Source organism: Enterobacter sp. DN, assembly GCF_046054285.1.
Classification (GTDB): Bacteria; Pseudomonadota; Gammaproteobacteria; order Enterobacterales; family Enterobacteriaceae; genus Enterobacter; species Enterobacter hormaechei_C.
Genome location: NZ_JBJJTG010000009.1, coordinates 1 through 25,663, shown reverse-complemented (window position 1 = coordinate 25,663; position 25,663 = coordinate 1). Strand labels below are relative to the sequence as shown.

At 54.4% G+C, this 25,663-nt stretch carries 24 protein-coding genes; 8 read left to right on the top strand and 16 right to left on the bottom strand.

The features are described from left to right. Positions 1-10: 10 nt before the first annotated feature. From atpD to asnC, 12 genes are all read right to left on the bottom strand, one after another. Positions 11-1,393 carry a F0F1 ATP synthase subunit beta gene (atpD, locus tag ACJTMZ_RS18395; protein WP_015570150.1) on the bottom strand — a complete coding sequence of 461 codons (1,383 nt, stop codon included), beginning with the start codon at positions 1,391-1,393 and terminating at the stop codon, positions 11-13. A gap of 31 nt (positions 1,394-1,424) precedes the next feature. Then, complete coding sequence (gene atpG / locus ACJTMZ_RS18390) at positions 1,425-2,288, bottom strand: F0F1 ATP synthase subunit gamma (RefSeq protein ID WP_003862364.1); 864 nt, start codon at positions 2,286-2,288, stop codon at positions 1,425-1,427. Between the two features lie 51 nt (positions 2,289-2,339). Further along, positions 2,340-3,881 (bottom strand): F0F1 ATP synthase subunit alpha, encoded by a 1,542-nt coding sequence (atpA, locus tag ACJTMZ_RS18385; RefSeq protein WP_003862367.1) that lies wholly within the window; start codon positions 3,879-3,881, stop codon positions 2,340-2,342. Positions 3,882-3,893: 12 nt separating this feature from the next. Beyond that, positions 3,894-4,427, bottom strand: coding sequence for a F0F1 ATP synthase subunit delta (atpH, locus tag ACJTMZ_RS18380; protein WP_015570151.1), 534 nt, complete (start codon positions 4,425-4,427; stop codon positions 3,894-3,896). A 14-nt stretch (positions 4,428-4,441) separates the two neighbouring features. Further along, a complete protein-coding gene (atpF, locus tag ACJTMZ_RS18375) occupies positions 4,442-4,912 on the bottom strand; it encodes a F0F1 ATP synthase subunit B (RefSeq protein WP_003862370.1) in 471 nt (156 codons plus the stop codon). Positions 4,913-4,960: 48 nt separating this feature from the next. Then, positions 4,961-5,200, bottom strand: coding sequence for a F0F1 ATP synthase subunit C (atpE, locus tag ACJTMZ_RS18370; RefSeq protein WP_000429386.1), 240 nt, complete (start codon positions 5,198-5,200; stop codon positions 4,961-4,963). 49 nt (positions 5,201-5,249) lie between these two features. Further along, positions 5,250-6,065, bottom strand: coding sequence for a F0F1 ATP synthase subunit A (atpB, locus tag ACJTMZ_RS18365; protein WP_003862373.1), 816 nt, complete (start codon positions 6,063-6,065; stop codon positions 5,250-5,252). Between the two features lie 8 nt (positions 6,066-6,073). Then, positions 6,074-6,454, bottom strand: coding sequence for a F0F1 ATP synthase subunit I (atpI, locus tag ACJTMZ_RS18360; RefSeq protein WP_003862375.1), 381 nt, complete (start codon positions 6,452-6,454; stop codon positions 6,074-6,076). Between the two features lie 615 nt (positions 6,455-7,069). Then, on the bottom strand, positions 7,070-7,693 hold the full coding sequence (gene rsmG / locus ACJTMZ_RS18355) for a 16S rRNA (guanine(527)-N(7))-methyltransferase RsmG (RefSeq protein WP_017694037.1): 624 nt from the start codon (positions 7,691-7,693) through the stop codon (positions 7,070-7,072). 107 nt (positions 7,694-7,800) lie between these two features. Then, on the bottom strand, positions 7,801-9,690 hold the full coding sequence (gene mnmG / locus ACJTMZ_RS18350) for a tRNA uridine-5-carboxymethylaminomethyl(34) synthesis enzyme MnmG (protein ID WP_032668933.1): 1,890 nt from the start codon (positions 9,688-9,690) through the stop codon (positions 7,801-7,803). 374 nt (positions 9,691-10,064) lie between these two features. Continuing rightward, complete coding sequence (mioC, locus tag ACJTMZ_RS18345) at positions 10,065-10,514, bottom strand: FMN-binding protein MioC (RefSeq protein WP_003862381.1); 450 nt, start codon at positions 10,512-10,514, stop codon at positions 10,065-10,067. Positions 10,515-10,604: 90 nt separating this feature from the next. After that, complete coding sequence (asnC, locus tag ACJTMZ_RS18340) at positions 10,605-11,063, bottom strand: transcriptional regulator AsnC (protein ID WP_003862383.1); 459 nt, start codon at positions 11,061-11,063, stop codon at positions 10,605-10,607. Positions 11,064-11,214: 151 nt separating this feature from the next. Between asnC and asnA the strand changes: the two genes are divergently transcribed. Beyond that, the gene (gene asnA, locus ACJTMZ_RS18335; protein ID WP_003862385.1) at positions 11,215-12,207 is read left to right on the top strand and encodes an aspartate--ammonia ligase; all 993 of its coding nucleotides are present in this window, start codon (positions 11,215-11,217) and stop codon (positions 12,205-12,207) included. Here asnA and viaA read toward each other — a convergent pair whose 3' ends face one another. After that, complete coding sequence (gene viaA / locus ACJTMZ_RS18330) at positions 12,208-13,659, bottom strand: ATPase RavA stimulator ViaA (RefSeq protein WP_047364874.1); 1,452 nt, start codon at positions 13,657-13,659, stop codon at positions 12,208-12,210. Further along, the gene (gene ravA / locus ACJTMZ_RS18325; protein ID WP_214586686.1) at positions 13,653-15,149 is read right to left on the bottom strand and encodes an ATPase RavA; all 1,497 of its coding nucleotides are present in this window, start codon (positions 15,147-15,149) and stop codon (positions 13,653-13,655) included. Before ravA ends, viaA begins: the two co-directional genes overlap by 7 nt. 222 nt (positions 15,150-15,371) lie before the next feature. Between ravA and kup the strand changes: the two genes are divergently transcribed. The 7 genes from kup to rbsR all read left to right on the top strand — a co-directional run bounded on the left by kup (position 15,372) and on the right by rbsR (position 23,291). Then, on the top strand, positions 15,372-17,240 hold the full coding sequence (kup, locus tag ACJTMZ_RS18320; protein ID WP_006808744.1) for a low affinity potassium transporter Kup: 1,869 nt from the start codon (positions 15,372-15,374) through the stop codon (positions 17,238-17,240). A 196-nt stretch (positions 17,241-17,436) separates the two neighbouring features. Then, on the top strand, positions 17,437-17,856 hold the full coding sequence (rbsD, locus tag ACJTMZ_RS18315; protein ID WP_003862392.1) for a D-ribose pyranase: 420 nt from the start codon (positions 17,437-17,439) through the stop codon (positions 17,854-17,856). Between the two features lie 7 nt (positions 17,857-17,863). Next, positions 17,864-19,369: a ribose ABC transporter ATP-binding protein RbsA gene (rbsA, locus tag ACJTMZ_RS18310; protein WP_252011089.1), complete on the top strand. Its 1,506-nt coding sequence runs from the start codon at positions 17,864-17,866 to the stop codon at positions 19,367-19,369. A gap of 4 nt (positions 19,370-19,373) precedes the next feature. Continuing rightward, complete coding sequence (gene rbsC, locus ACJTMZ_RS18305) at positions 19,374-20,339, top strand: ribose ABC transporter permease (RefSeq protein ID WP_003862395.1); 966 nt, start codon at positions 19,374-19,376, stop codon at positions 20,337-20,339. Between the two features lie 27 nt (positions 20,340-20,366). Continuing rightward, positions 20,367-21,257 carry a ribose ABC transporter substrate-binding protein RbsB gene (rbsB, locus tag ACJTMZ_RS18300; protein WP_003862397.1) on the top strand — a complete coding sequence of 297 codons (891 nt, stop codon included), beginning with the start codon at positions 20,367-20,369 and terminating at the stop codon, positions 21,255-21,257. 108 nt (positions 21,258-21,365) lie between these two features. Then, positions 21,366-22,295 carry a ribokinase gene (gene rbsK, locus ACJTMZ_RS18295; protein WP_015570155.1) on the top strand — a complete coding sequence of 310 codons (930 nt, stop codon included), beginning with the start codon at positions 21,366-21,368 and terminating at the stop codon, positions 22,293-22,295. A 3-nt stretch (positions 22,296-22,298) separates the two neighbouring features. Continuing rightward, positions 22,299-23,291, top strand: a complete 993-nt coding sequence (gene rbsR, locus ACJTMZ_RS18290) for a ribose operon transcriptional repressor RbsR (RefSeq protein WP_074147639.1) — start codon at positions 22,299-22,301, stop codon at positions 23,289-23,291. Here the strand turns inward: rbsR and mdtD are convergent. Together mdtD and ACJTMZ_RS18280 are read right to left on the bottom strand one after the other, a co-directional pair. After that, positions 23,257-24,690, bottom strand: coding sequence for a multidrug transporter subunit MdtD (gene mdtD, locus ACJTMZ_RS18285; protein ID WP_048219301.1), 1,434 nt, complete (start codon positions 24,688-24,690; stop codon positions 23,257-23,259). The two genes, rbsR and mdtD, sit on opposite strands and share 35 nt — an antisense overlap. Further along, on the bottom strand, positions 24,687-25,394 hold the full coding sequence (locus ACJTMZ_RS18280) for a FadR/GntR family transcriptional regulator (protein WP_045349586.1): 708 nt from the start codon (positions 25,392-25,394) through the stop codon (positions 24,687-24,689). Before ACJTMZ_RS18280 ends, mdtD begins: the two co-directional genes overlap by 4 nt. Between the last annotated feature and the right edge of the window lie 269 nt (positions 25,395-25,663).

Below are 25,663 nucleotides of genomic sequence, written 5' to 3'. Positions count from 1 at the left end.
GATTAAGGCGTTAAAGTTTTTTGGCTTTTTCCACGGCTTCTTCGATGGAACCAACCATGTAGAACGCCTGCTCTGGCAGGTGATCGTATTCGCCTTCCATGATGCCTTTAAAGCCACGGATGGTGTCTTTCAGGGAAACGTATTTACCCGGAGCACCGGTGAATACTTCCGCAACGAAGAACGGCTGGGAGAGGAAGCGCTGGATCTTACGCGCACGTGCTACCACCAGTTTGTCTTCTTCAGACAGTTCATCCATACCCAGGATGGCGATGATGTCTTTCAGTTCCTGATAACGTTGCAGCAGGGACTGTACGCCACGCGCGGTGTCGTAGTGCTCCTGGCCAACAACCAGTGGATCCAGCTGACGGCTGGTGGAGTCCAGCGGGTCAACGGCCGGGTAGATACCCAGAGACGCGATCTGACGGCTCAGTACCACGGTTGCATCTAAGTGAGCAAAGGTGGTGGCTGGGGATGGGTCAGTCAAGTCATCCGCAGGTACGTATACCGCCTGAACGGAGGTGATAGAACCGGTTTTGGTAGAGGTGATACGTTCCTGAAGAACACCCATCTCTTCCGCAAGCGTAGGCTGATAACCTACCGCTGAAGGCATACGACCCAGCAGTGCAGATACTTCAGTACCGGCCAGGGTGTAACGGTAGATGTTATCAACGAACAGCAGAACGTCACGACCTTCGTCACGGAACTTCTCAGCCATGGTCAGGCCGGTCAGCGCAACGCGCAGACGGTTTCCTGGTGGCTCGTTCATCTGGCCGTAAACCAGGGATACTTTATCCAGAACGTTGGAGTCGGTCATTTCGTGGTAGAAGTCGTTACCCTCACGAGTACGTTCACCCACGCCCGCAAACACGGAGTAACCGGAGTGCTCGATCGCGATGTTACGGATCAGCTCCATCATGTTTACGGTTTTACCTACACCCGCACCACCGAACAGACCGACTTTACCGCCCTTCGCGAACGGACACATCAGGTCGATAACTTTGATGCCGGTTTCCAGCAGTTCCTGAGAGCTGGACAGCTCTTCGTAGGAAGGTGCCGCGCGGTGGATAGCCCAACGCTCTTCTTCACCGATGTCGCCTTTCATGTCGATTGGTTGACCCAATACGTTCATGATACGACCCAGCGTTGCTTTACCTACCGGGACTTCGATCGGGTGCTCAAGGTCTTTTACTTCCAGACCACGACGCAGACCGTCGGAAGAACCCATGGCGATGGTACGCACGATACCGCCGCCGAGCTGCTGCTGAACTTCCAGCACCAGGCTCTCGTTACCATTCTGTACCTCAAGCGCGTCGTACACGCGTGGTACGGCGTCCTGAGGGAACTCGACGTCCACCACGGCGCCGATTACCTGGACAATCTTTCCAGTAGCCATCTTGAATCCTCTACGTAATTCGTAAACCTGGTTAAACCGCGGCGGCCCCCGAGACGATCTCGGTGAGTTCCTGAGTAATGCTGGCCTGACGAGCTTTGTTGTAAACCAACTGCAGCTCTTTAATCAGGCTGCCGCCATTATCGGTCGCGGCTTTCATCGCCACCATTCGTGCGGCCTGCTCGCTGGCCAGGTTTTCTACAACGCCCTGATAAACCTGAGATTCAACGTAACGACGCAGCAGGGTATCCAGCAGCGGTTTCGGATCGGGTTCATACAGGTAATCCCAGGCTTTCTGTTTCAGCTCGTCATCTTCTGATGCCGGTAACGGCAGCATCTGAGTGAGCGTAGGCACCTGAGACATGGTGTTAATAAATTTGTTGCTGACAACGTACAGTCTGTCCAGACGGCCTTCATCGTAGGCCTGCAACATCACTTTAACCGGGCCGATCAGTTCGGACAGGGACGGGTTATCACCCATACCGGTCACCTGAGCGACAATGTTGCCGCCAACGGAGTTAAAGAAAGAGACGCCTTTAGAGCCAATCAGTGCCAGATCGCACTGAACGCCTTTATCGGACCAGCCTTTCATATCCGCCAGCAGTTTTTTGAACAGGTTAATGTTCAAGCCGCCACACAGACCACGGTCAGTCGACACCACCAGGTAGCCCACGCGCTTAACGTCGCGTTCTTCCAGGTAAGGGTGCTTATATTCCAGATTACCGTTCGCAAGGTGACCAATCACTTTGCGCATGGTCTCTGCATAAGGACGGCTGGCCGCCATGCGATCCTGCGATTTACGCATTTTGGAAGCGGCGACCATCTCCATCGCTTTAGTGATCTTTTGCGTGTTCTGGACGCTTGCGATCTTACTACGTATCTCTTTTGCGCCGGCCATGAGCTTCTCCTCAATGCCAGACGGCTTGTCCTGAGACAAGCCGCCGGACGATTACCAGGATTGGGTTGCTTTGAAGGAATCGAGGATAGCTTTCAGCTTGCCTTCGATTTCGTCGTTATAGCCACCGGTCTGGTTGATCTCTTGCATCAGCGGAGCGTGATCACGGTCGACGTAAGCCAGCAGAGCGGCTTCGAAGCTACCGATTTTCGCCAGTTCCACATCTTCGAGGTAACCGCGTTCAGCCGCGAACAATACCAGGCCCTGCTGAGCAACAGACATTGGCGCGTACTGTTTCTGCTTCAGCAGCTCGGTCACTTTCTGACCGTGGCTCAGCTGTTTACGGGTTGCTTCGTCCAGATCGGATGCGAACTGAGAGAACGCAGCCAGTTCACGATACTGTGCCAGCGCGGTACGGATACCACCGGACAGTTTCTTGATGATCTTGGTCTGAGCAGCACCACCCACACGGGATACGGAGATACCCGGGTTAACCGCCGGACGAATACCGGAGTTAAACAGGTTGGTTTCCAGGAAGATCTGACCATCGGTAATGGAGATTACGTTGGTCGGAACGAACGCAGAAACGTCACCCGCCTGGGTTTCAATGATCGGCAGAGCGGTCAGAGAACCTGTTTTACCCTTCACTTCACCTTTGGTGAAGTTCTCGACGTATTCCGCGTTAACGCGGGAAGCACGCTCCAGCAGACGAGAGTGGAGGTAAAATACGTCGCCCGGGAATGCTTCACGTCCTGGTGGACGACGGAGCAGCAGGGAAACCTGACGATAAGCAACGGCCTGTTTAGACAGGTCATCGTATACGATCAGCGCATCTTCACCGCGGTCACGGAAGTATTCGCCCATTGCGCAACCGGCGTATGGCGCCAGGTATTGCAGTGCAGCAGATTCAGACGCGGTTGCTACCACAACGATGGTGTTAGACAGTGCGCCGTGCTCTTCCAGTTTACGAACCACGTTGGAAATGGTGGACGCTTTCTGGCCGATAGCCACGTACACACATTTGATGCCGGAATCACGCTGGTTGATGATGGCGTCGATTGCCATCGCGGTTTTACCGGTCTGACGGTCACCGATGATCAGTTCACGCTGACCACGACCGATTGGGATCATGGCGTCAACGGACTTATAACCCGTCTGCACTGGCTGATCAACGGACTGACGGTCGATAACGCCTGGTGCGATAACTTCGATTGGGGAGAAGCCATCGTGCTCAACCGGACCTTTACCGTCGATTGGCGCACCCAGGGTGTTAACAACGCGACCCAGCAGGCCACGGCCAACCGGTACTTCCAGAATACGGCCAGTACACTTAACCTTCATGCCTTCGGCAAGGTCAGCGTATGGACCCATCACAACGGCACCTACGGAGTCGCGCTCCAGGTTCAGTGCGATAGCGTAACGGTTACCCGGCAGGGAAATCATCTCACCCTGCATACAATCGGCCAGGCCGTGGATGCGGATAACACCGTCACTTACAGAAACAATAGTACCTTCGTTGTGAGCTTCACTCACAACATTGAACTGAGCAATGCGCTGCTTGATCAGTTCGCTGATTTCGGTGGAATTCAGTTGCATGCTCCAGTCCCCTTAAGACTGCAAGACGTCTGCAAGGCGCTCAAGACGGCCGCGTACGCTGCCATCAATGACCATATCACCCGAGCGGATGATTACGCCTGCCATTACAGACTTATCGATTTTGCAATTCAGCTTAACTTTGCGTGACAGACGTTTTTCCATCGCGGCGGTGATTTTCGCAAGCTGTTCGTTACTCAGTTCAGTCGCAGAAGTTACTTCAACTTCAGCGGTAGCTTCACTAAGGGCACGTAAGTGCTCAAACTGCTCGAGAACATCCGGGAGCACACGGAGACGACCATTTTCCGCCATCACCTTAATCAGGTTCTGGCCGTTGGCATCCAGTTGCTCTCCGCACACGGCGATAAACGACGCGGCGAGGGTTTCAGGCGCTAACGCACCAGAAAGCAACTCGGCCATTTGTTCGTTTTTCGTCACCTCAGCGGCAAACGCCAGCATATTCTGCCAGCGATCGACATTTTGGTGTTCGACAGCAAAGTCAAAAGCTGCTTTGGCGTAGGGGCGAGCTACCGTAACAAATTCAGACATCAGCCCCTCCCTCCTTACAGTTCAGCGACAAGTTTGTCCACGATGTCGCTGTTAGCAGCTTCATCCACGGAACGTTCGATGATCTTCTCGGCGCCAGCAACAGCCAGAATCGCAACCTGCTTACGCAGTTCTTCACGAGCACGTTTACGCTCAGCTTCAATTTCAGCCTGAGCCTGTGTCACGATCTTAGTACGTTCCTGTTCTGCTTCAGCTTTGGCTTCGTCCAGGATCTGAGAACGGCGTTTGTTAGCCTGTTCAATGATTACCTGAGCTTCAGCTTTCGCTTTTTTCAGCTGGTCTGTCGCGTTGGCCTGTGCAAGGTCCAAATCTTTCTTAGCGCGTTCTGCGGAAGCCAGACCGTCAGCAATTTCTTTCTGACGTTTTTCGATGGCAGCCATTAAAGGCGGCCATACATACTTCATGCAGAACCAGACAAAGAGAATAAACGCGATGGCCTGGCCGAGGATTGTTGCGTTCATGTTCACAGCACAATACCTCTTAAATTTCTGTGGCTTGGGGTTTTAAAACAACTACTACGCGACAGCAAACATCACGTACAGACCCAGACCTACAGCGATCATTGGGATTGCATCCACCAGACCCATAACGATAAAGAACTGAGTACGCAGCAGAGGAATCAGATCAGGTTGACGCGCTGCGCCTTCCAGGAATTTGCCCCCGAGGATGCCGATACCGATCGCAGCACCGATAGCCGCCAGACCCATCATCACAGCGGCAGCCATGTACAGCAGATCCATATTCAGGTTTTCCATGACAGTCTCCAGTTTGTTTCAATTAAAACGTAGTAGTGTTGGTAAAAAATCAGTGCTCTTCAGACGCCATCGACAGATAGACGATCGTCAGAACCATGAAGATAAAGGCTTGCAGCGTAATGATCAGGATGTGGAAAATGGCCCATGGCACATTCAGAATCCACTGTGACCACCACGGCAGAAGACCCGCGATCAGAATGAAAATCAGCTCACCCGCATACATGTTGCCGAACAGTCGCAGACCCAGTGAAACAGGTTTGGACAGCAGGCTAACGCCTTCCAGGATCAGGTTGACCGGAATAAACGCCCAGTGGTTGAACGGCTGCAAGGTAAGCTCTTTCACAAAGCCGCTTACGCCTTTCATTTTGATGCTGTAGAACAGAATGAGGATAAATACGCCCAGCGCCATCGACAGGGTGATGTTCACGTCGGCAGACGGAACCACGCGCAGTGCAGGCAGGCCGAGTACGTGCTCACCGATCCAAGGTAAGAAATCGATAGGCAGGAGGTCCATCAGGTTCATCAGGAAGACCCAAACGAACACGGTCAGGGCCAGCGGAGCAATCAGTTTGCTCTTACCATGGTACATGTCTTTCACGCTGCCATGGACGAAGCCGATGATCATCTCGATGAACGTCTGGAATTTCCCTGGAACACCGCTGGTCGCCTTTTTAGCAACGCTGCGGAACATGGCCAGGAACAGAAGACCCAAAACCACCGAGAAGAACATGGAGTCGATGTTGATCGTCCAGAAGGTGGCCGGGGGGTTATGTGGATCCACCAGCGAGAATGTACGCAGGTCCAGCTGAAGGTTATTCAGATGGTGACCTATGTAATCCTGCGGCGTCATATTTTCTGAAGCCATGATGCCTTTTACCCTTTGTTATTGATTACAGCTGGAGCCAGAACTTGTACCACCAGCACCAAAACCCACGTTGCTATCAGCGGCATGAATACCACTTTCAAAACCGCCAGCGCCATCACCAGTAGAGCAAAGGTCAGCAACACCTTACACACTTCGCCGAGAGCGAAGGACCAGGCCACGCGGCCTTTGGCGGGTGTATGCGCCTGATGACGCCAGGCAAAAATCATAAACAACACGTTTGGCAGAACCACCGCCAAACCTCCGCACGCGGCGGAGATGCCCCAGAAGGGGTCTTTGAGGCTAAACAGCAGTCCACTTGCTATCACAGCCAGAAACTGAATGAACAGAAGCTTACGAGCAACGTTTCTACTCAAGAGCGACACAGACATCACGTTTTTACTCCTGCTCCCTTCGAGGTATGCCGCGTGTCGTATAAAACGTCCTTTAAGGCTCAGAGTCAAGCATCAAAAAGCGGTCAAATTATACGGTGCGTACCCGTGATTTCAAACATTAAGTAGCGAAAAGGTGAATAAATGTTTAAATATTTTTCCCCAGTCCTATTTTTCAACTTTTGACCTAAGTGCCGACCTTCAGGCAAAACTGCAAACAGCGCGGAAACGTTGGTGATAAAGCGTGCACGAGATCACAAAATACACATTTGCGATAAAGTGGTATTTATCAAAGACGTAAAACGATTTATTTCATCTGTATGAAATTAAAGCAAAAAAATCGCAACTATTTTTAAAACAGAGCCGTATACAACAAAAACCTTTTATTGACATTCTTAATAAATATTTAACATTCCATTCTTGTTGCCTTTACCCACTTTTAGCAGGCTGATATTTTCATGGTTGATTATCCTCAGAGTGAACAACTCACTTCAGGTTAACCATAAGAAAACCCATGGTAACAACAAGGTTAAATTAACAACGGCCAAAACAGACGGGATGTGCTGCTTTTTAACACGATCAGAACAGCACAAATTCCACATTTTTTATTAATTTTTAAAAAGTGTTTGGCTTAATTATCACCAGATGACGCTCACCTTCGAGCTGAGGGATCTGAAGTTTCTCAATGGATTCGACAGCAAAACCGTCCGGAAGCTGCTCGATTTCGTCCCCCGGAAGTTGCCCTTTCAGCGCATAAAAACGCCCCTTCTCCGCCGGCAGGTGTTTGCACCAGCTCACCATGTCATTGAGTGACGCAAATGCGCGGCTGATAACGCCGTCAAACGGTGGCTCAGCCGGGAACTCCTCTACCCTGCTCTGCACGGGCGTGATGTTTTCCAGCTTCAGCTCATGCTGGACCTGGCGTAAAAAGCGTACGCGCTTACCCAGGCTGTCCAGCAGCGTGAATTGACTCTCCGGTCGAACAATAGACAACGGAACGCCCGGCAAGCCCGGGCCGGTGCCCACGTCGATAAAACGTTCCCCGTTCAGATATGGCGCCACGACGATGCTATCGAGAATATGACGAATCAGCATCTCGTTGGGATCGCGTACGGAGGTGAGGTTGTACGCTTTATTCCATTTGTTCAGCATATCGACATAGGCCACCAGCTGATTTTTCTGGTGATCGGTGAGCGAAATACCTGCCTGTTCCAGCAGACGAGAGAGTTTATTGAGCACGGTGGATACCTGTTGAGAAACTTAAGTGGCGGGTGGCGCTTCGCTAACCCGCCCTACGGGTTCAGTAGGCCCGGTAAGCGCAGCGCCACCGGGCAATTTTCAGAGCATTACGCGCTGCGGCGCAGCATACCCTGCTTTTTCAGCCACACCAGCAGAATCGAAATCGCGGCAGGTGTGACGCCGGAGATACGTGAGGCCTGGCCAATCGACACAGGTTTGTGATCGTTTAGCTTAGCGATCACTTCGTTGGAAAGGCCCGTCACCTGACGATAGTCCAGCATTTCCGGCAGCAGCGTGTTTTCGTTGCGCTGCTGTTTTTCGATCTCATCCTGCTGACGCGCGATGTAGCCTTCGTATTTCACCTGGATCTCGACCTGTTCAGCCGCTTCCGCGTCTTCAAGGCCCGGCGCGAACGCGGTCAGTTTGACCAGATTCTCGTAAGTGACTTCAGGACGACGCAGCAGATCTTCCCCGCTGGCTTCGCGCGACAGCGGTGCTGTTAAGTGAGCGTTTACTTCGGCAGCGGTTTCCGCCTGCGGATTCACCCAGGTGGTTTTCAGGCGCTGACGTTCCTGTTCGATACGCTCCAGCTTCTCGTTGAAGCGCGCCCAGCGTTCGTCATCCACCAGACCCAATTCACGGCCCACCTCAGTCAGACGCAGATCGGCATTGTCTTCGCGCAGCATCAGGCGATATTCCGCACGAGAAGTAAACATGCGGTACGGTTCTTTGGTCCCCAGCGTGCAGAGATCGTCGACCAGAACGCCCAGGTAAGCCTGAGAACGCGCCGGTGCCCAGCCCTCTTTCTCGGCAGAGAAGCGAGCGGCGTTCAGACCGGCCAGCAGACCTTGCGCTGCGGCTTCTTCGTAGCCGGTAGTACCGTTAATCTGGCCCGCGAAGAACAGACCCTGGATGAATTTGCTTTCCAGGGTTGGCTTCAGGTCACGCGGATCGAAGAAATCGTACTCAATAGCGTAGCCAGGGCGAACGATTCTTGCGTTCTCCATGCCCTGCATTGAGCGAACAATTTGCATCTGTACATCGAACGGCAGGCTGGTGGAGATGCCGTTCGGGTAAATTTCATTTGAGGTCAGCCCTTCCGGCTCCAGGAAGATCTGGTGCTGGTTACGATCGGCAAAGCGCATCACCTTGTCTTCGATCGACGGGCAGTAGCGCGGGCCGATCCCTTCGATCACGCCAGCATACATTGGGCTGCGATCGAGGTTATTGCGGATCACGTCATGGGTTTTCTCGTTGGTATGCGTGATGTAGCACGGTACCTGCTGCGGATGCTGAGCCGCATTGCCCATGAACGAGAACACCGGCATCGGATTATCACCGTGCTGTTGCGCCAGCACGCTGAAATCAATGGTGCGCGCGTCAATACGCGGCGGTGTACCGGTTTTCAGACGGCTGACGCGCAGCGGCAGTTCACGCAGACGACGTGAAAGTGGGATAGACGGCGGATCGCCAGCACGGCCACCGCTGTAGTTATCCAGGCCGATATGAATTTTTCCGTCCAGGAATGTCCCGACGGTCAGCACAACCGCTTTTGCGCGGAACTTGAGCCCCATCTGGGTTACGGCACCCACGACGCGATCGTTCTCGACGATAAGATCTTCAACTGCCTGCTGGAAGATCATCAGGTTCGGCTGGTTCTCCAGCGCGGTGCGCACAGCCTGACGGTAAAGCACGCGGTCTGCCTGTGCGCGGGTCGCACGAACAGCAGGCCCTTTACTCGCGTTTAGTATCCTAAACTGGATGCCTGCATGATCGATCGCTTTCGCCATCAGGCCGCCAAGTGCATCCACTTCTTTTACCAGGTGTCCTTTCCCAATGCCGCCAATCGCCGGATTACAGGACATTTGTCCCAGCGTGTCGATATTGTGTGTCAAAAGCAGGGTCTGCTGACCCATTCGCGCTGCGGCCATTGCGGCCTCAGTGCCTGCGTGACCCCCGCCAATGATGATGACGTCAAAAGGATCCTGATAAAACATGGTGGTCTGCCTCGCGTAAAGCGGTATGAAAATGGATTGAAGCCCGGGCCGTGGATTCTACTCAACTTTAGTCTTTCGAGAAAGCATTGGGATCCTGGGCTATTAAAAAGAAGATCTTTTTATTTAGAGATCTGTTCTATTGTGATCTCTTATTAGGATCGCAGACCTCTGTGGATAAGTCCGATCCCATAAATAAGATCATGCAGTTAGGAAGGATCGTTTGCTGTGAATGATCGGTGATCCTGGACCGTATAAGCTGGGATCAGATCGCCACTTTATACACAGGTCAAAAACTAAACCAACGTTGTTCTTTGGATAACTACGGCTTAATACGAGCTTTTAACCAGAGTTATCCACATCTGATCGCACGATCTTTAATCGTTTTTGAGTAAATTTTTCCATTCCGCGAGCCAGATCTCGGCTGGATCTTCGGGAATATCATGATCGAGGATGTTGATCTTTAGCGTTTCACCCAGCTGTTTTGCTCCGCAGGCGGTCACCGCAGCTTCTACTTTCTCTATGGCGCCACAGAAAGTGTCATATTCACGGCTGCCGATCCCCACAGCGCCAAACCGGACGTTTGACAGATCGGGCTGTTGTTCCAGCAGTTCGTCATATAAAGGTTGCAGGTTATCCGGCAGATCGCCCGCGCCGTGCGTGGAGGTGATCAGCAGCCAGACCCCGTCAGTCGGGAGATCTTCCAGCAGCGGTCCGTGCAGCGTTTGTGTAGAAAAGCCCGCATCTTCCAGCTTCTCAGCCAGATGTTCCGCTACATATTCCGCACCGCCCAGGGTGCTGCCGCTGATAAGAGTAATGTCCGCCATTGATCGCTCGCTCAGATAAAGAGGCGGCCATTGTACGCTGTGAACGAGCTGGGATCTACCTGTGGAAAATGTGGGAATGAAATTGCCCGATCACGGGCGGATAGTACGCATGATCGGGTTTTGCAGGGAGATCAGGGTTTCAGTGGACTGAATTTCATCGATTGTTTGGATCTTGTTGATAAGTACCTGCTGGAGGGCGTCAATGGATCGGCACATCACCTTTATAAAGATGCTGTAGTGCCCGGTGGTGTAGTACGCCTCGGTGACTTCATCCAGCGCGTTCAGTTTCTCCAGCGCGGAGGGGTAATCTTTGGCACTTTTCAGAATAATGCCAATGAAGCAGCAGACGTCGTAGCCAAGTTGCTTCGGGCTGACATCAATGCGTGCGCCGGTGATGATCCCGGCCTGCTTCATTTTCTCGACGCGAACGTGAATGGTCCCCGGGCTGACGCCAAATTGTTTCGCCAGTTCGGCATACGCGGTGCGTGCGTTGGCCATTAGCGCTTCCAGAATGCCGCGGTCCAGATTGTCGATCTGATAATTTTCCATAGGTTTTTCTTATGAAGATTAATGATTCCCTCTATTCTAGCGTCTTATTTTAACGAATCAAAAGTGAAGGCGGCTTTTTGTTGATGGGTTATTGAATTAAGCGCCTGTTCTGTTGCTTAATCAGTATCAACAGGACGCAGGAGTATAAATAATGAAAACCGCTTACATCGCAAAACAACGCCAGATCAGTTTCGTAAAATCCCATTTTTCCCGCCAGCTGGAAGAGAAGCTTGGCCTTATTGAAGTTCAGGCGCCGATTCTGAGCCGCGTGGGTGACGGGACGCAGGATAACTTGTCTGGTTGCGAAAAAGCGGTACAGGTAAAAGTGAAAACACTGCCAGACGCCCAGTTCGAAGTGGTTCACTCCCTGGCGAAGTGGAAGCGTCAAACCCTGGGACAACACGACTTCAGCGCGGGCGAAGGGCTTTACACGCACATGAAAGCCCTTCGCCCCGATGAAGACCGCCTTTCCCCGATTCACTCTGTCTACGTTGACCAGTGGGACTGGGAGCGCGTAATGGGAGATGGCGAGCGTCACGTCGGTACGCTGAAATCCACCGTTGAGGCGATCTACGCCGGGATCAAAGCAACCGAAGCGGCCGTGAGCAAAGAGTTTGGTCTGGCACCGTTCCTGCCGGAAACGATCCACTTTGTTCACAGTCAGGAATTGCTGAGCCGTTTCCCGGATCTGGATGCCAAAGGCCGTGAACGCGCGATCGCCAAAGAGCTGGGCGCGGTATTCCTTATCGGCATTGGCGGGAAATTGTCTGATGGTAAACGTCACGACGTCCGTGCGCCGGATTACGATGACTGGAGCACCGTGGGCGAAAGCGAATATGCCGGTCTGAACGGCGATATTCTGGTCTGGAACCCGGTTCTGGAAGATGCGTTTGAACTCTCTTCGATGGGGATCCGCGTGGATGCTGAAGCACTGAAGCGTCAGCTGGCCGTGACCGGTGATGAAGATCGTCTGCAACTGGAGTGGCACCAGGCACTGCTGCGCGGTGAAATGCCGCAGACCATCGGCGGTGGTATTGGCCAGTCTCGTCTGACCATGCTGCTGCTGCAACTCTCTCACATTGGTCAGGTACAGTGTGGGGTCTGGCCGCAGCAGGTACGTGAGAGCGTCGGTTCTCTTCTTTAATTAACGTCGCCAGCGTCTGAGCAGGCGGCTACGCAACCCGGTATCAAAGCGCCAGATGTGATCGAAGATGCGCATGATGCCGGGTTTTCCATGTGCAGACATCGCCACGGCATGGAAACGGTGCTGGTGCACGCGCTGCATCTCCTTCACTTTATTCACGACGTCGTCCGGCAGCCGCTGGGCGATAAAATCGGAAATCACCACCGCATCCGCGTCGTACCAGTCTCCGCCCTGCATGCGCTCAATGATGCTGCGAAAACAGCTGGCCAGATCGGTGCCGCCGCGAAAGCGCTGGCTTAAAAAGCGGATCGCCTGCTCCAGCCCCTGTGGGCTGGTCAGTTCATACCCCACCACTTCGCTGGAAAATAACATGATGTAGCAGCGACGACGATCGGCGAGCGCCACGCGCATCAGGGCCAGGCAGAGCGCTTTTGCACACTGTTCATTAAAGCTCCCCATCGATCCGGACGTATCGACGCAAACAATAAATGGGCCGCGCGGTTGCTCATCAAAATCCTGGTGCACTACCGGACGCTGGCTGATCTTCTCGCGCCAGGCTTCGCCATGCAGTCGATAGGTAATGAGCTGTTTTTCCACCAGCCGACGATAAAACTCATACTCCAGTTCGGTCATTCCCAGCGTGCTGAGTTCCGTGGGCAGCAGGCGCAGGATGTCATCGCTTTGCTGTAGCCCGTCCACCTGCTCCGGTACGGTGGAGGGTTCGCGTACCAGCGTACGGAAGGTCTCCATCGGCGCATCTTTCTTTGGGACCGACCGGGCCTCCCGGGAGCGGCCGAGCTGTTCTGCAAGCTTCATCAGCTCCGGCTGTTGCGCCAGAAAGTCGCCGTACTTCACGATCAGCTGATAATCACCCCGCTTTAGCTGGCCGGCACTCATATCCCAGAGTCGACCGGCGGCGTTTTCATTCTCCACCAGCACCTGTTCTAACTGGCCGCTCAGGGTCATTCGCTCCTGGACCTCACTGAGCAACTGTTCGCGCTCTTCGTCCAGCAACTGCTGATTAAGGGCCGTGGCCTGGACCACAAGGCTCAGTCGCCAGCGCTGTAAAAACAGCGTATGCAGGGCGGGAGTGAAGCTGGGGTTATCCGTGACCAGCGCTCTGGCCTGGCTGGCAAACGGGGAGTGAACGTTATCAAGTAGCGTCAGGGTTTGCTGTAGCTGGGCAATAAACTGCGGCGTTGAAAGCCGCTGGCACTGCTGGTAACCAGCCACTTCCTCTGTCAGTTCCGGCGGGACTTCCGTCTCCTTAAACCGCTGTCGCAGGTTATCGCGCCAGCGGGGCAGATCGTCCGTCATTGCTTTTCGGAGCTTCGGGAATTTTTCAAAGAAGGCCGCCAGCTGCGGTGAAGCGAGCAGGGTAATGACGACCTCTTCGATCAACCCTTCTTCGCTAACCGCCAGCATGACGTTAAGCGTGTCCAGCGTTAGCATTGACGCGCCTGTTTGATCTGCGCGCTGACATCCTGCAAGCTGGCTTCAATGCGACCTAACCAGTCGCTATGGATAAAGAGGCATTTCTGCTGCTCGCTGAAGCGCGTGTGCTGCTGATGCCATTCGTTATCCAGCGCGTCGAGCTGCTGTTTGATCTCCTCCGGAACAGTATCGGAGGCCGTGCCCGGCAGCGCCAGGCGCGATCCCTGAAGGCTGACGTCACGGATCACTAGGTGCTGGCTGCTGTCGACTTCCATCGACAGCGGCTGTGCAAAGCCGATACCGTTGAGTTTACCGCGGATCTCACCGCCTTTATCCAGCCACTGAACCAGCACAACGCGTTCGATCGTCACGTGCACAACCTGCATATCATGAAGCTTCAGCGGTTGCTGAAGAAGAAGCGTGAGCGAGGCGTCAGTCAGCCCGGCGGGCAGTTCATAGTGCGGTTTACGGGCAAACATCCCGCCAAGACGGTTCACCTTCAGCGCGGTTTTGTCACTTTGCTGCTGCTGGAGCTGAAGGCGACGTTGGGCAATCGCGCCCAGTTGATTAAGCATCGACTGTTGACCCCACGCGTGTCCGGTCATCAAAACGTCCAGCTGCTGTTGCATCAGATTCATCCCTTCTGCGTCGTGCCACAGGCAGTCTTTCAGCAGGATCAGATCGATTGGGGCGACAGCATCGCGGCCGCTAAACAGCGCGCTTGCCTGGAGCAGGCGAATGGCTTTTTTCCAGCGACGATCGGAGACGTACGGCGCGGAAGGCAGCAAATCAAGCTGCTGGCGCAGCATGAAGATCAGCTCAAAAACGGGATCGGGCAGTTTTATCTTGCCGATCTCCTCCTGCCACTGGTGGTATTCCTCGTCCGTGACCTGCAATGACGCTGCCACCGGGTTTTCGTTTTCATCCTGCTGGCTTACCAGCATGGAACGGAAGTTTGATTTATCCTGGACTTTATCCAGCCACAGGCGGATCAGCATACGGTCATACAGCGCTTCCAGGCTGCTGTCGGCTTCGGGCAATTCGTTAGACGCGGCCACCAGCAGGCGCATGGGGATCTTCTCTTCGCTGGCGCCGTTGCGGAAGCGGCGTTCGTTAATTGCCGTCAGCAGGGTATTCAGAATGGCCGGGCCGGCTTTCCAGATCTCATCAAGAAAGACGATTTCCGCTTCCGGAAGATAGCCCGCCGTCAGACGTTCATAGCGTCCCTCATCTTTTAACGCCTGAATGGAGAGTGGGCCGAAAACTTCTTCCGGCGTGGAGAAGCGCGTCATCAAATACTCGAATGCGCGCGCGTTCTGGAAAGCGAATTTGAGGCGGCGTGCGATCAGACTTTTGGCAATGCCCGGCGGGCCCAGCAGAAATACGCTTTCCCCACTCAGCGCCGCCAGTAAACAGAGGCGAATGGCGTGGCTACGCTCGTAAAGGCCTTTCTCCAGCGCACTGCTGAGGCGGGAAATTCTTTCTGCTAATAAATGTGAGTGAGCCATAATAGTTTTGCATCCTTTCGCCGTCGTGGCGGCTAATTGAAGCGAGTATAGACGTTTCGGTCTGGCCTGGTAATAGGCTGAAGTGCGGCGCTATTTTCTTTGCGCTACATTAATGCGGCTGCATTTAGGGGTACGATTTTGCATTGAATCGTGCATACTGTGCGCTTTTTGTGGGCCAAGGGACTAAGCACACATTTGTTATTCAAACGAAAAGACTAGTCTATGAGCACTGATAATAAGCAATCATTACCCGCTGTAACGCTTGCGGCGATCGGGGTTGTCTACGGTGATATCGGCACCAGCCCGCTTTATACGCTTCGTGAATGTCTGTCCGGTCAGTTTGGTTTTGGTGTAGAGCGTGACGCCGTATTTGGTTTCCTCTCGCTCATCTTCTGGCTGCTGATCCTGGTGGTCTCCCTTAAGTATCTCTCTTTCGTAATGCGGGCTGATAACGCGGGCGAGGGCGGTATTCTGACCCTGATGTCCCTTGCCGGGCGCAATACGTCCGCAAGAATGACCTCCGTGCTGGTCATCATCGGCCTGATTGGCGGCAGCTTCTTCTATGGAGAAGTCGTGATTACGCCGGCGATTTCTGTAATGTCGGCCATAGAGGGGCTGGAGATTGTCGCGCCACAGCTTGATACGTGGGTGGTGCCACTCGCTATTATCGTGCTGACGTTGCTGTTTGCCATACAAAAACACGGTACCGGGCTGGTGGGTAAGCTGTTCGCGCCTATTATGCTGGCCTGGTTCCTGATCCTGGCGGCGCTGGGCTTACGCAGTATTATCGCCAACCCGGATGTCCTGCACGCGCTGAACCCAATGTGGGCGGTGCATTTCTTCCTTGAATATAAAGTGGTGTCGTTTGTGGCGCTGGGCGCGGTGGTGCTGTCCATTACCGGTGTTGAAGCGCTGTATGCGGATATGGGCCACTTCGGGAAACTCCCTATTCGCGTCGCCTGGTTTAGCGTGGTCTTGCCTTCACTGGTGCTGAATTACTTCGGTCAGGGCGCGCTGCTGCTTGCACACCCTGAAGCGATTAAAAACCCGTTCTTCCTGCTGGCGCCGGACTGGGCGCTGGTTCCGATGCTGATCCTGGCGACGCTGGCGACGGTCATTGCCTCTCAGGCTGTCATTTCCGGCGTATTCTCCCTGACGCGTCAGGCCGTGCGTCTGGGATATCTCTCCCCAATGCGCATTATCCATACCTCGGAGATGGAGTCTGGCCAGATCTACATTCCCTTCGTCAACTGGCTGCTCTATTTCGCGGTGGTGATTGTTATCGTCAGCTTTGAGCACTCCAGTAATCTGGCGGCGGCGTACGGTATCGCGGTAACCGGAACGATGGTGTTGACCTCTATTCTCTCCACTACCGTGGCGTACCGTAACTGGCACTGGAATAAGTTCCTCGTGGGGCTGATCCTGGTTGGCTTCCTCTGCATCGACGTGCCGCTGTTCTCTGCGAACCTCGACAAGATTGTCTCCGGCGGCTGGCTGCCGCTGACGCTGGGTCTGGTGATGTTTATTGTGATGACGACGTGGAAGAGCGAACGTTTCCGCCTGCTGCGTCGTATGCACGAGCACGGTAACTCTCTTGAGGCGATGATCGCCTCGCTGGAGAAGTCCCCACCGGTGCGCGTGCCGGGCACGGCGGTGTATATGTCTCGCGCGCTGAACGTGATCCCGTTTGCGCTGATGCATAACCTCAAGCACAACAAAGTGCTGCACGAACGCGTGATCCTGCTGACGCTGCGTACCGAAGATGCGCCGTACGTTCACAACGTGCGTCGCGTACAGATTGAGCAGCTATCGCCAACCTTCTGGCGCGTGGTGGCAAGCTACGGCTGGCGCGAAACGCCGAACGTGGAAGAGGTGTTCCACCGCTGCGGTCTGGAAGGCCTGAGCTGCCGCATGATGGAGACGTCATTCTTTATGTCCCACGAGTCGCTGATCATCGGCAAGCGCCCATGGTATCTGCGCCTGCGCGGCAAGCTGTATCTCATTCTGCAACGTAACGCCCTGCGTGCGCCTGACCAGTTTGAGATCCCGCCTAATCGCGTGATTGAGCTGGGGACGCAGGTCGAGATTTAAGTCCTTCTAAAAATGCCGGGTGGCGCTGCGCTTACCCGGCCTACCAGATCCTCAACATACCCGCCAAAATCACCTCAATATTTCACTTAGCGAAACGTTTCGACGTTGATCACAAATCCGTTACGTCATGATGGTTTTCTGAACACTTCTGCGGCTACACTGTTTTTAGCGAAACGTTTCGCTAGTGGAGCAAAAAATGAAGAAAGGCACAGTACTCAACTCAGAAATCTCATCGGTGATCTCCCGTCTTGGGCATACCGATACGCTGGTGGTTTGCGATGCAGGCTTACCGGTTCCGCGCAGCACAACCCGTATCGATATGGCGTTAACGCAGGGCGTACCCTCGTTCATGCAGGTACTGGAAGTGGTCACCGCGGAGATGCAGGTTGAGGCGGCCATTCTCGCGGCGGAAATCAAACAACATAATCCGCAACTCCACGAAACGTTGCTCAGCCATATTGAGCAACTGCAACAGCACCAGGGAAACACCATAGAAATTCGTTACACAACGCACGAGCAGTTCAAACAACAAACCGCAGACAGTCAGGCGGTGATTCGCAGCGGGGAGTGCTCCCCGTATGCGAATATCATTCTCTGTGCTGGCGTCACCTTCTGAGGCCATCATGGACGCATTACTGCAACTCAAAGGGATCGATAAGTCGTTCCCGGGCGTAAAAGCCCTCTCCGGTGCGGCGCTGAACGTCTATTCCGGGCGCGTCATGGCGCTGGTGGGCGAAAACGGCGCCGGCAAATCCACCATGATGAAAGTGCTGACCGGTATCTACCAACGCGATGCCGGTTCGCTGCTGTGGCTGGGTAAAGAGACCACCTTTAACGGCCCGAAATCCTCTCAGGAAGCGGGCATCGGCATCATCCACCAGGAGTTGAACCTGATCCCGCAGCTCACCATTGCGGAGAACATCTTCCTCGGCCGTGAGTTCGTGAACCGGTTTGGCAAAATCGACTGGAAAACCATGTATGCCGAAGCGGACAAACTGCTGGCGAAGCTGAATCTGCGCTTTAAGAGCGACCGACTGGTGGGCGACCTTTCCATCGGCGATCAGCAGATGGTGGAAATCGCGAAGGTGCTGAGCTTCGAGTCGAAGGTCATCATTATGGATGAACCGACCGACGCCCTGACCGATACCGAAACCGAATCCCTGTTCCGCGTGATCCGTGAGCTGAAATCCCAGGGCCGCGGCATTGTCTATATCTCACACCGCATGAAAGAGATCTTCGAGATCTGCGACGACGTCACCGTCTTTCGCGACGGGCAGTTTATTGCCGAGCGCGAAGTGGCAACCCTGACCGAAGATACGCTGATTGAAATGATGGTGGGACGTAAGCTCGAAGATCAGTATCCGCATCTGGAGAAAGCGCCGGGAGAGATCCGCCTGAAGGTGGATAATCTCTGCGGGCCGGGCGTGAATGGCGTCTCCTTTACTCTGCGCAAGGGCGAGATCCTTGGCGTCGCGGGCCTGATGGGCGCGGGGCGCACCGAACTGATGAAAGTGCTCTATGGCGCACTGCCGCGCACCAGCGGCTACGTTACCCTCGACGGCCATGAGGTGGTCACCCGCTCGCCTCAGGATGGCCTGGCGAACGGCATTGTCTATATTTCTGAAGACCGTAAGCGCGACGGCTTAGTGCTGGGCATGTCGGTGAAAGAGAACATGTCCCTGACTGCGCTAGGCTATTTCAGCCGCAGCGGCGGCAGCCTGAAACACAAAGATGAGCAGCAGGCGGTCAGCGATTTTATCCGTCTCTTTAACGTTAAAACCCCGTCTATGGAGCAGGCGATTGGCCTGTTGTCCGGCGGGAATCAGCAGAAAGTGGCGATTGCCCGCGGGCTGATGACGCGCCCAAAAGTGTTGATCCTTGATGAACCTACCCGCGGCGTGGACGTGGGCGCGAAGAAAGAGATATATCAGCTGATTAACCAGTTCAAGGCCGACGGTCTGAGCATCATTCTGGTCTCTTCCGAGATGCCAGAGGTATTAGGCATGAGCGATCGCATTATCGTCATGCATGAAGGGCATCTCGGCGGTGAATTCACTCGCGAGCAGGCCACCCAGGAAGTTCTGATGGCTGCCGCTGTGGGCAAGCTTAATCGCGTGAATCAGGAGTAAGAAGATGACTACCCAGGCTGTTTCTGGTCGCCGCTATTTCACAAAGGCATGGCTGATGGAACAAAAATCGCTGATTGCCCTGCTGGTGCTGATCGCGATTGTCTCGACCATGAGCCCGAACTTTTTTACCGTCAATAACCTGTTCAACATTCTTCAGCAGACCTCCGTCAACGCCATTATGGCGGTGGGGATGACGCTGGTGATTTTGACCTCGGGTATCGATCTGTCCGTCGGTTCCCTGCTGGCCCTCACCGGCGCGATCGCCGCGTCGATTGTCGGTATTGAGGTCAACGCGCTGGTGGCCGTTGCCGCTGCGCTGGCGGCTGGTGCGGCAATTGGCGCCGTAACCGGCGTGATTGTGGCGAAAGGTCGCGTTCAGGCGTTCATCGCCACGCTGGTGATGATGCTGCTGCTGCGCGGTGTGACCATGGTGTACACCAACGGCAGCCCGATTAATACCGGTTTTACCGATAACGCCGATCTGTTTGGCTGGTTCGGTATCGGTCGCCCGCTGGGTGTCCCGACCCCGGTCTGGATCATGGCTATCGTCTTCCTGGCGGCATGGTACATGCTGCACCATACCCGTCTGGGTCGTTATATCTATGCGCTGGGCGGTAACGAAGCGGCAACGCGCCTGTCCGGTATCAGCGTTAATAAAGTCAAAATTATCGTTTACTCCCTGTGCGGCCTGCTGGCGTCTCTGGCGGGCATCATCGAAGTGGCGCGCCTCTCCTCCGCGCAGCCAACGGCGGGTACGGGCTATGAGCTGGATGCCATCGCGGCAGTGGTTCTGGGCGGTACGAGCCTTGCGGGTGGTAAAGGTCGCATTGTTGGGACATTGATCGGCGCACTGATCCTCGGTTTCCTGAATAATGGTTTGAATTTGTTAGGTGTTTCCTCCTATTACCAGATGATCGTTAAGGCAGTGGTGATTTTGCTGGCGGTACTGGTAGACAACAAAAAACAGTAACTGACGACACTACAGGACATCTTAGATATGAACATGAAAAAACTGGCTACCCTGGTTTCTGCTGTCGCGCTGAGCGCAACCGTAAGTGCTAACGCCATGGCGAAGGACACCATCGCGCTGGTTGTCTCTACCCTGAACAACCCGTTCTTCGTCTCTCTGAAGGATGGCGCGCAGAAAGAAGCAGATAAACTGGGCTACAACCTGGTGGTGCTGGATTCTCAGAACAACCCGGCGAAAGAGCTGGCTAACGTTCAGGACTTAACCGTTCGTGGTACCAAAATCCTGCTGATCAACCCAACCGATTCCGACGCGGTCGGTAACGCCGTGAAGATGGCAAACCAGGCGAAGATCCCGGTCATCACCCTTGACCGTCAGGCAACGAAAGGGGATGTGGTCAGCCACATTGCGTCTGATAACGTCCTGGGCGGTAAAATCGCCGGTGACTACATCGCGAAGAAAGCAGGTGAAGGCGCGAAAGTGATCGAGTTGCAGGGTATCGCCGGGACTTCCGCAGCCCGTGAACGTGGTGAAGGCTTCCAGCAGGCTGTAGCGGCGCACAAATTCAACGTGCTGGCGAGCCAGCCGGCAGACTTCGACCGTACAAAGGGCCTGAACGTCATGCAGAACCTGCTGACCGCGCATCCTGATGTGCAGGCGGTATTCGCACAGAACGACGAAATGGCGCTCGGTGCGCTGCGTGCGCTCCAGACTGCGGGTAAATCAGATGTGATGGTTGTCGGATTTGACGGCACGCCGGATGGTGAAAAAGCAGTAAATGATGGCAAACTGGCTGCGACCATCGCTCAGCTGCCTGAGCAGATTGGCGCGACTGGCGTGCAAACTGCCGATAAAGTGCTGAAGGGCGAAAAAGTTCAGGCCAAATATCCTGTTGACCTGAAACTGGTCATTAAGCAGTAAAGGCGATTCAGGCAGTCGCTGGCTGCCTGAGGGACACCAAATAAAAGAAAAGTGTGGCATACGCCACCGGGTAATACCGGTGGCGCTCTCAGATGGACACCTCAATACATGAAAACCGCAGGCAACCTCGTCGTCCTTGGCAGTATCAATGCCGATCACATTCTTAACCTTGAAACGTTCCCCACTCCGGGCGAAACCGTCACTGGCAATCAGTATCAGGTGGCGTTCGGCGGTAAGGGCGCAAACCAGGCGGTTGCCGCCGGACGCAGCGGGGCGAATATCGCGTTTATCGCCTGTACGGGTGATGACGATACCGGCGAGCGCGTACGCAAACAGCTGGCAAGCGACAACATCGACATTGCACCCGTCAGCGTGGTTGCAGGGGAATCTACCGGCGTGGCGCTGATTTTCGTCAATGCGGAAGGTGAGAATGTCATCGGTATTCATGCAGGGGCTAATGCCGCGTTAACGACTGAACGCGTCGAAGCGCAGCGTGGAATCATCGCCGGAGCGGAAGCCCTGCTGATGCAGCTGGAGTCACCGGTTGAAAGCGTGCTGGCCGCCGCGAAAATTGCGCATGAAAATCATACGTCTGTCGTACTTAACCCTGCGCCTGCCCGTGTATTATCAGATGAGCTGCTGGCGCTGGTGGATATCATCACCCCGAACGAAACCGAAGCGGAAAAGCTGACGGGTATCCGTGTCGAAAATGATGACGATGCCGCGCGTGCCGCGCTTGCACTGCATGAAAAAGGCATCGGCACCGTAATCATCACCCTCGGCAGCCGTGGGGTGTGGGCTAGCGTCAATGGCGAAGGCCGTCGCGTACCGGGCTTTAAGGTCAAAGCCATTGATACCATCGCCGCAGGAGACACCTTCAACGGTGCACTGGTAACGGCGCTGCTGGAAGGAAAAGCAATGGATGACGCGATCCGCTTCGCGCATGCCGCCGCTGCGATTGCGGTGACGCGTAAAGGCGCTCAGCCTTCTGTTCCATGGCGTAAAGAGATTGATGAATTCTTAAGTCAGCAGGGGTAACGCTTGGCCACAATGAAAGATGTCGCCCGTATGGCGGGCGTTTCTACCTCGACTGTCTCCCACGTAATCAATAACGATCGCTTCGTCAGCGAGGCGATTCGGGAGAAAGTTGACGCTGCAATTAAAGAACTCAACTATGCGCCGTCTGCGCTGGCCCGCAGCCTGAAGCTCAACCAGACGCGCACCATCGGCATGCTGATCACGGCCAGTACCAACCCTTTTTATTCTGAACTGGTGCGCGGCGTGGAGCGCAGCTGCTTCGAGCGCGGCTACAGCCTGGTGCTGTGCAATACCGAAGGCGATGAGCAGCGCATGAACCGTAACCTGGAAACGCTGATGCAAAAACGCGTCGACGGGCTGCTGCTGCTCTGTACCGAAACGCATCAACCTTCGAAAGAGATCATCCAGCGTTACCCTTCTATTCCCACGGTGATGATGGACTGGGCGCCGTTCGACGGCACCAGCGATCTGATCCAGGATAACTCGCTGCTGGGCGGCGATATGGCGACTCAGCATCTGATCGATAAAGGTCATACCCGCATTGCCTGTATTACCGGCCCGCTGGATAAAACCCCGGCGCGCCTGCGTCTGGAAGGCTATCTTTCGGCCATGGAACGGGCGGGGCTTGCCATTCCTGATGGCTATCGCATCACCGGCGATTTCGAATTTAACGGTGGATTTGAAGCAATGCAGAAACTGCTGGCGCAAGAGCCGCGTCCGCAGGCGGTGTTTATCGGTAACGATGCGATGGCATTCGGAGCTTATCAGGCGCTGTATCAGGCGGGATTACGTGTTCCGGACGACATGGCGATCGTCGGTTACGATGATATCGAACTGGCGCGCTACATGACGCCCCCACTGACCACCATCCATCAGCCGAAGGATGAACTGGGCGAGCTGGCCATCGATGTGTTGATCCACCGCATGGCCCAGCCCACGCTGCAACAGCAACGTTTGCAGCTTACTCCTGTTCTGATGAAACGCGGTTCGGTTTAGCCTTCTCTTTGTGACGCTCTTTAATCAGGTTCCGGCCGTCTTTTGGTTTTAACAACATAAAGACCACCGCCGATACCACGGTAAGCGCGCCCATAGTGATAAAGGTATAGTGGAACTGCTCAACGGTATTTGTACCGTCAAACCCTTCATAAAACCGCAGTACCGCCGCGCTCACGGCAACCCCGAGGCTGATCGACAGCTGTTGAGTGACCGCCAGTACGCTGTTGCCGCTGCTGGCATTCTCGTCGGTGAGGTCCGCAAGGGTGATGGTGTTCATCGACGTAAACTGCGTCGACATGGCCATACCCAGCACAAACAGCGGCAGGATCAGCATCCAGATTGGTAACGCCGCAGATTGCAGGGAGAACTGCGCAATCATCAATCCGATAAAGATCGTCACGCCAACCAGCGTCTTACGATAGCCAAACCAGCGCAGCACCTGCGTGACCGTCGATTTTGCCAGAATCGAGCCCATCGCCGTGGGCGCCATCATGCAGCCAGCAATCAGGGCCGGATAGCCGAAACCGACCTGGAGCATCAGCGGCATCAGGAACGGTACGCAGCCCGTGCCCAGACGCGAGGCAATATTGCCCGCGATCCCGACGGAGAACGTTCGGGTGTTAAACAGAGATAAAGAGATAAGCGGTGTCGGATGGCGACGCGCATGACGTATATATAGAAGGAACAGCAGAATACCGCTGAGGATGACGGCCAGCGCCAGCCACGTCGCTACGATTTTCTCGCCAAACAGCTCCATCCCGCTGGAGAACAGGACCAGGCTCAGGCCAAACAGGAAGAAACCACCCATATCGAAGCTGCGTCTTGGCGTGGTGAAGTTCGGCATATATTTGCGGGCATAAATCAGCCCTGCCACACCAATCGGAATATTAATCAGGAAGATCCAGTGCCAGCTAGCCCAGGTCACCAGTACGCCGCCGAGAACCGGGCCAAGTATCGGGCCGACCAGCCCCGGCATAGTCACAAAGTTGAGCACCGGGAGCAGTTCGCTGCGCGGATAGGCGCGTAATAACGCCAGACGCGCGACGGGCATCATCATCGCGCCGCCTATCCCCTGTAGAACGCGGAAGATAACCAGTTCCGTCAGAGAGGTGGAGAGGGCGCAAGCCAGAGAACCGAGCGTGAACAGCGTCACCGCCAGCATGAACACTTTGCGTGTGCCGAAACGATCGGCCAGCCAGCCGCTGACCGGAATAAGCATCGCCACTGTCAGGGTGTAGCTGATGATGGCGGATTGCATCGCCAGCGGGGAGCGGTTAAGGCTTTGGGCTATGGCGGGAAGGGCGGTATTGAGGATAGTGGCATCCAGTGCCTGCATAAAGAACGCCATGGCTGCAATCCACGGCAGTCCGGCCATACTGCGTGCTTTTTTCTCTGTCATTTATTTACCTGCTGGTGGGTTGGCGCGACCAGCAACGCCTGGCACGCACTCAGGGCTCGCTGCCCGTCGCTCTCCTGAATGGCATCGACTATCGCCTGATGCAGATCCAGCTTCACCACCTCATCCTGCGTGATAGAGGTAAAGTAAGTGTGGTACACAGAATGGAATAAAGAAGCAAAGGAGGTCAGGAAAGGATTTCCGCTCATATTATAGATATGTTCATGCCAGGCCATATCGACCGCTATCCAGCGCTCGCGGTTAAAGTGCTTTTTCAGATCCACCATCTCTTCCATCAAAGTATTGAGCTGCGCTTTTTGCTCGGCTGTGCCGAGCGTGGCGGCAAGCAGGCAGGCCTGAGGCTCAAGACTGCTGCGCATGACCAGAAAGTGATCGACGACCTGATTAAAGTTATCTTCGGTCATCCACCAGGTGAGTAACTCCTGATCGAGAAAGTTCCAGTTTCCCTGAGGCATAACGCGGGTGCCAATGCGCGGGCGTGGAAGCACCATCCCTTTCGCCGTTAATGTTTTTACCGCTTCGCGAACGGCGGTACGGCTAACGCCAAACTGATCTCCCAGCTCCATCTCGCTGGGCAGGATGCTACCTGGAGCATATTTACCCGCTAAGATCAGCTGCGCCAGTTTCTCTGCCAGCACATAGGACAGGTTTTTTTGAGCTGCCAGCTGTTGTGCGCTTAATGGCATCGCTTTTATTCCTTAAATATTGATGCGGTTAATTATGCCATCTCAGGTGTGATTGTGGTTGCAGATACATCAAATAGAACAATTTGTAGCTTGAACTCATCGCTTTTGGTGAAAAAAAACACGGTCAGAAACTTTTTTTAAATTTCCTCTTGTCACTTCAGAAGAACTCCCTATAATGCGCCTCCACTGACACGGAACAACGGCACGCAAGCCGCCGGGTCAGCAGAGAAAAGCAAAACAAACGCTTGACTCTGAAGCGGGAAAGCGTA

Excerpts from the sequence above, each read along its gene's own strand:
- asnA (WP_003862385.1), top strand. The coding sequence starts at position 11,215 with ATGAAAACCGCTTACATCGCAAAACAACGCCAGATCAGTTTCGTAAAA.
- viaA (WP_047364874.1), bottom strand. The coding sequence starts at position 13,659 with ATGCTAACGCTGGACACGCTTAACGTCATGCTGGCGGTTAGCGAAGAA.
- atpD (WP_015570150.1), bottom strand. The coding sequence starts at position 1,393 with ATGGCTACTGGAAAGATTGTCCAGGTAATCGGCGCCGTGGTGGACGTC.
- ravA (WP_214586686.1), bottom strand. The coding sequence starts at position 15,149 with ATGGCTCACTCACATTTATTAGCAGAAAGAATTTCCCGCCTCAGCAGT.
- rbsB (WP_003862397.1), top strand. The coding sequence starts at position 20,367 with ATGAACATGAAAAAACTGGCTACCCTGGTTTCTGCTGTCGCGCTGAGC.
- rbsA (WP_252011089.1), top strand. The coding sequence starts at position 17,864 with ATGGACGCATTACTGCAACTCAAAGGGATCGATAAGTCGTTCCCGGGC.
- atpG (WP_003862364.1), bottom strand. The coding sequence starts at position 2,288 with ATGGCCGGCGCAAAAGAGATACGTAGTAAGATCGCAAGCGTCCAGAAC.
- rbsD (WP_003862392.1), top strand. The coding sequence starts at position 17,437 with ATGAAGAAAGGCACAGTACTCAACTCAGAAATCTCATCGGTGATCTCC.
- atpI (WP_003862375.1), bottom strand. The coding sequence starts at position 6,454 with ATGTCTGTGTCGCTCTTGAGTAGAAACGTTGCTCGTAAGCTTCTGTTC.
- mioC (WP_003862381.1), bottom strand. The coding sequence starts at position 10,514 with ATGGCGGACATTACTCTTATCAGCGGCAGCACCCTGGGCGGTGCGGAA.
- rbsK (WP_015570155.1), top strand. The coding sequence starts at position 21,366 with ATGAAAACCGCAGGCAACCTCGTCGTCCTTGGCAGTATCAATGCCGAT.
- rbsC (WP_003862395.1), top strand. The coding sequence starts at position 19,374 with ATGACTACCCAGGCTGTTTCTGGTCGCCGCTATTTCACAAAGGCATGG.
- kup (WP_006808744.1), top strand. The coding sequence starts at position 15,372 with ATGAGCACTGATAATAAGCAATCATTACCCGCTGTAACGCTTGCGGCG.
- atpH (WP_015570151.1), bottom strand. The coding sequence starts at position 4,427 with ATGTCTGAATTTGTTACGGTAGCTCGCCCCTACGCCAAAGCAGCTTTT.
- atpA (WP_003862367.1), bottom strand. The coding sequence starts at position 3,881 with ATGCAACTGAATTCCACCGAAATCAGCGAACTGATCAAGCAGCGCATT.
- mdtD (WP_048219301.1), bottom strand. The coding sequence starts at position 24,690 with ATGACAGAGAAAAAAGCACGCAGTATGGCCGGACTGCCGTGGATTGCA.
- ACJTMZ_RS18280 (WP_045349586.1), bottom strand. The coding sequence starts at position 25,394 with ATGCCATTAAGCGCACAACAGCTGGCAGCTCAAAAAAACCTGTCCTAT.
- atpB (WP_003862373.1), bottom strand. The coding sequence starts at position 6,065 with ATGGCTTCAGAAAATATGACGCCGCAGGATTACATAGGTCACCATCTG.
- atpE (WP_000429386.1), bottom strand. The coding sequence starts at position 5,200 with ATGGAAAACCTGAATATGGATCTGCTGTACATGGCTGCCGCTGTGATG.
- mnmG (WP_032668933.1), bottom strand. The coding sequence starts at position 9,690 with ATGTTTTATCAGGATCCTTTTGACGTCATCATCATTGGCGGGGGTCAC.
- asnC (WP_003862383.1), bottom strand. The coding sequence starts at position 11,063 with ATGGAAAATTATCAGATCGACAATCTGGACCGCGGCATTCTGGAAGCG.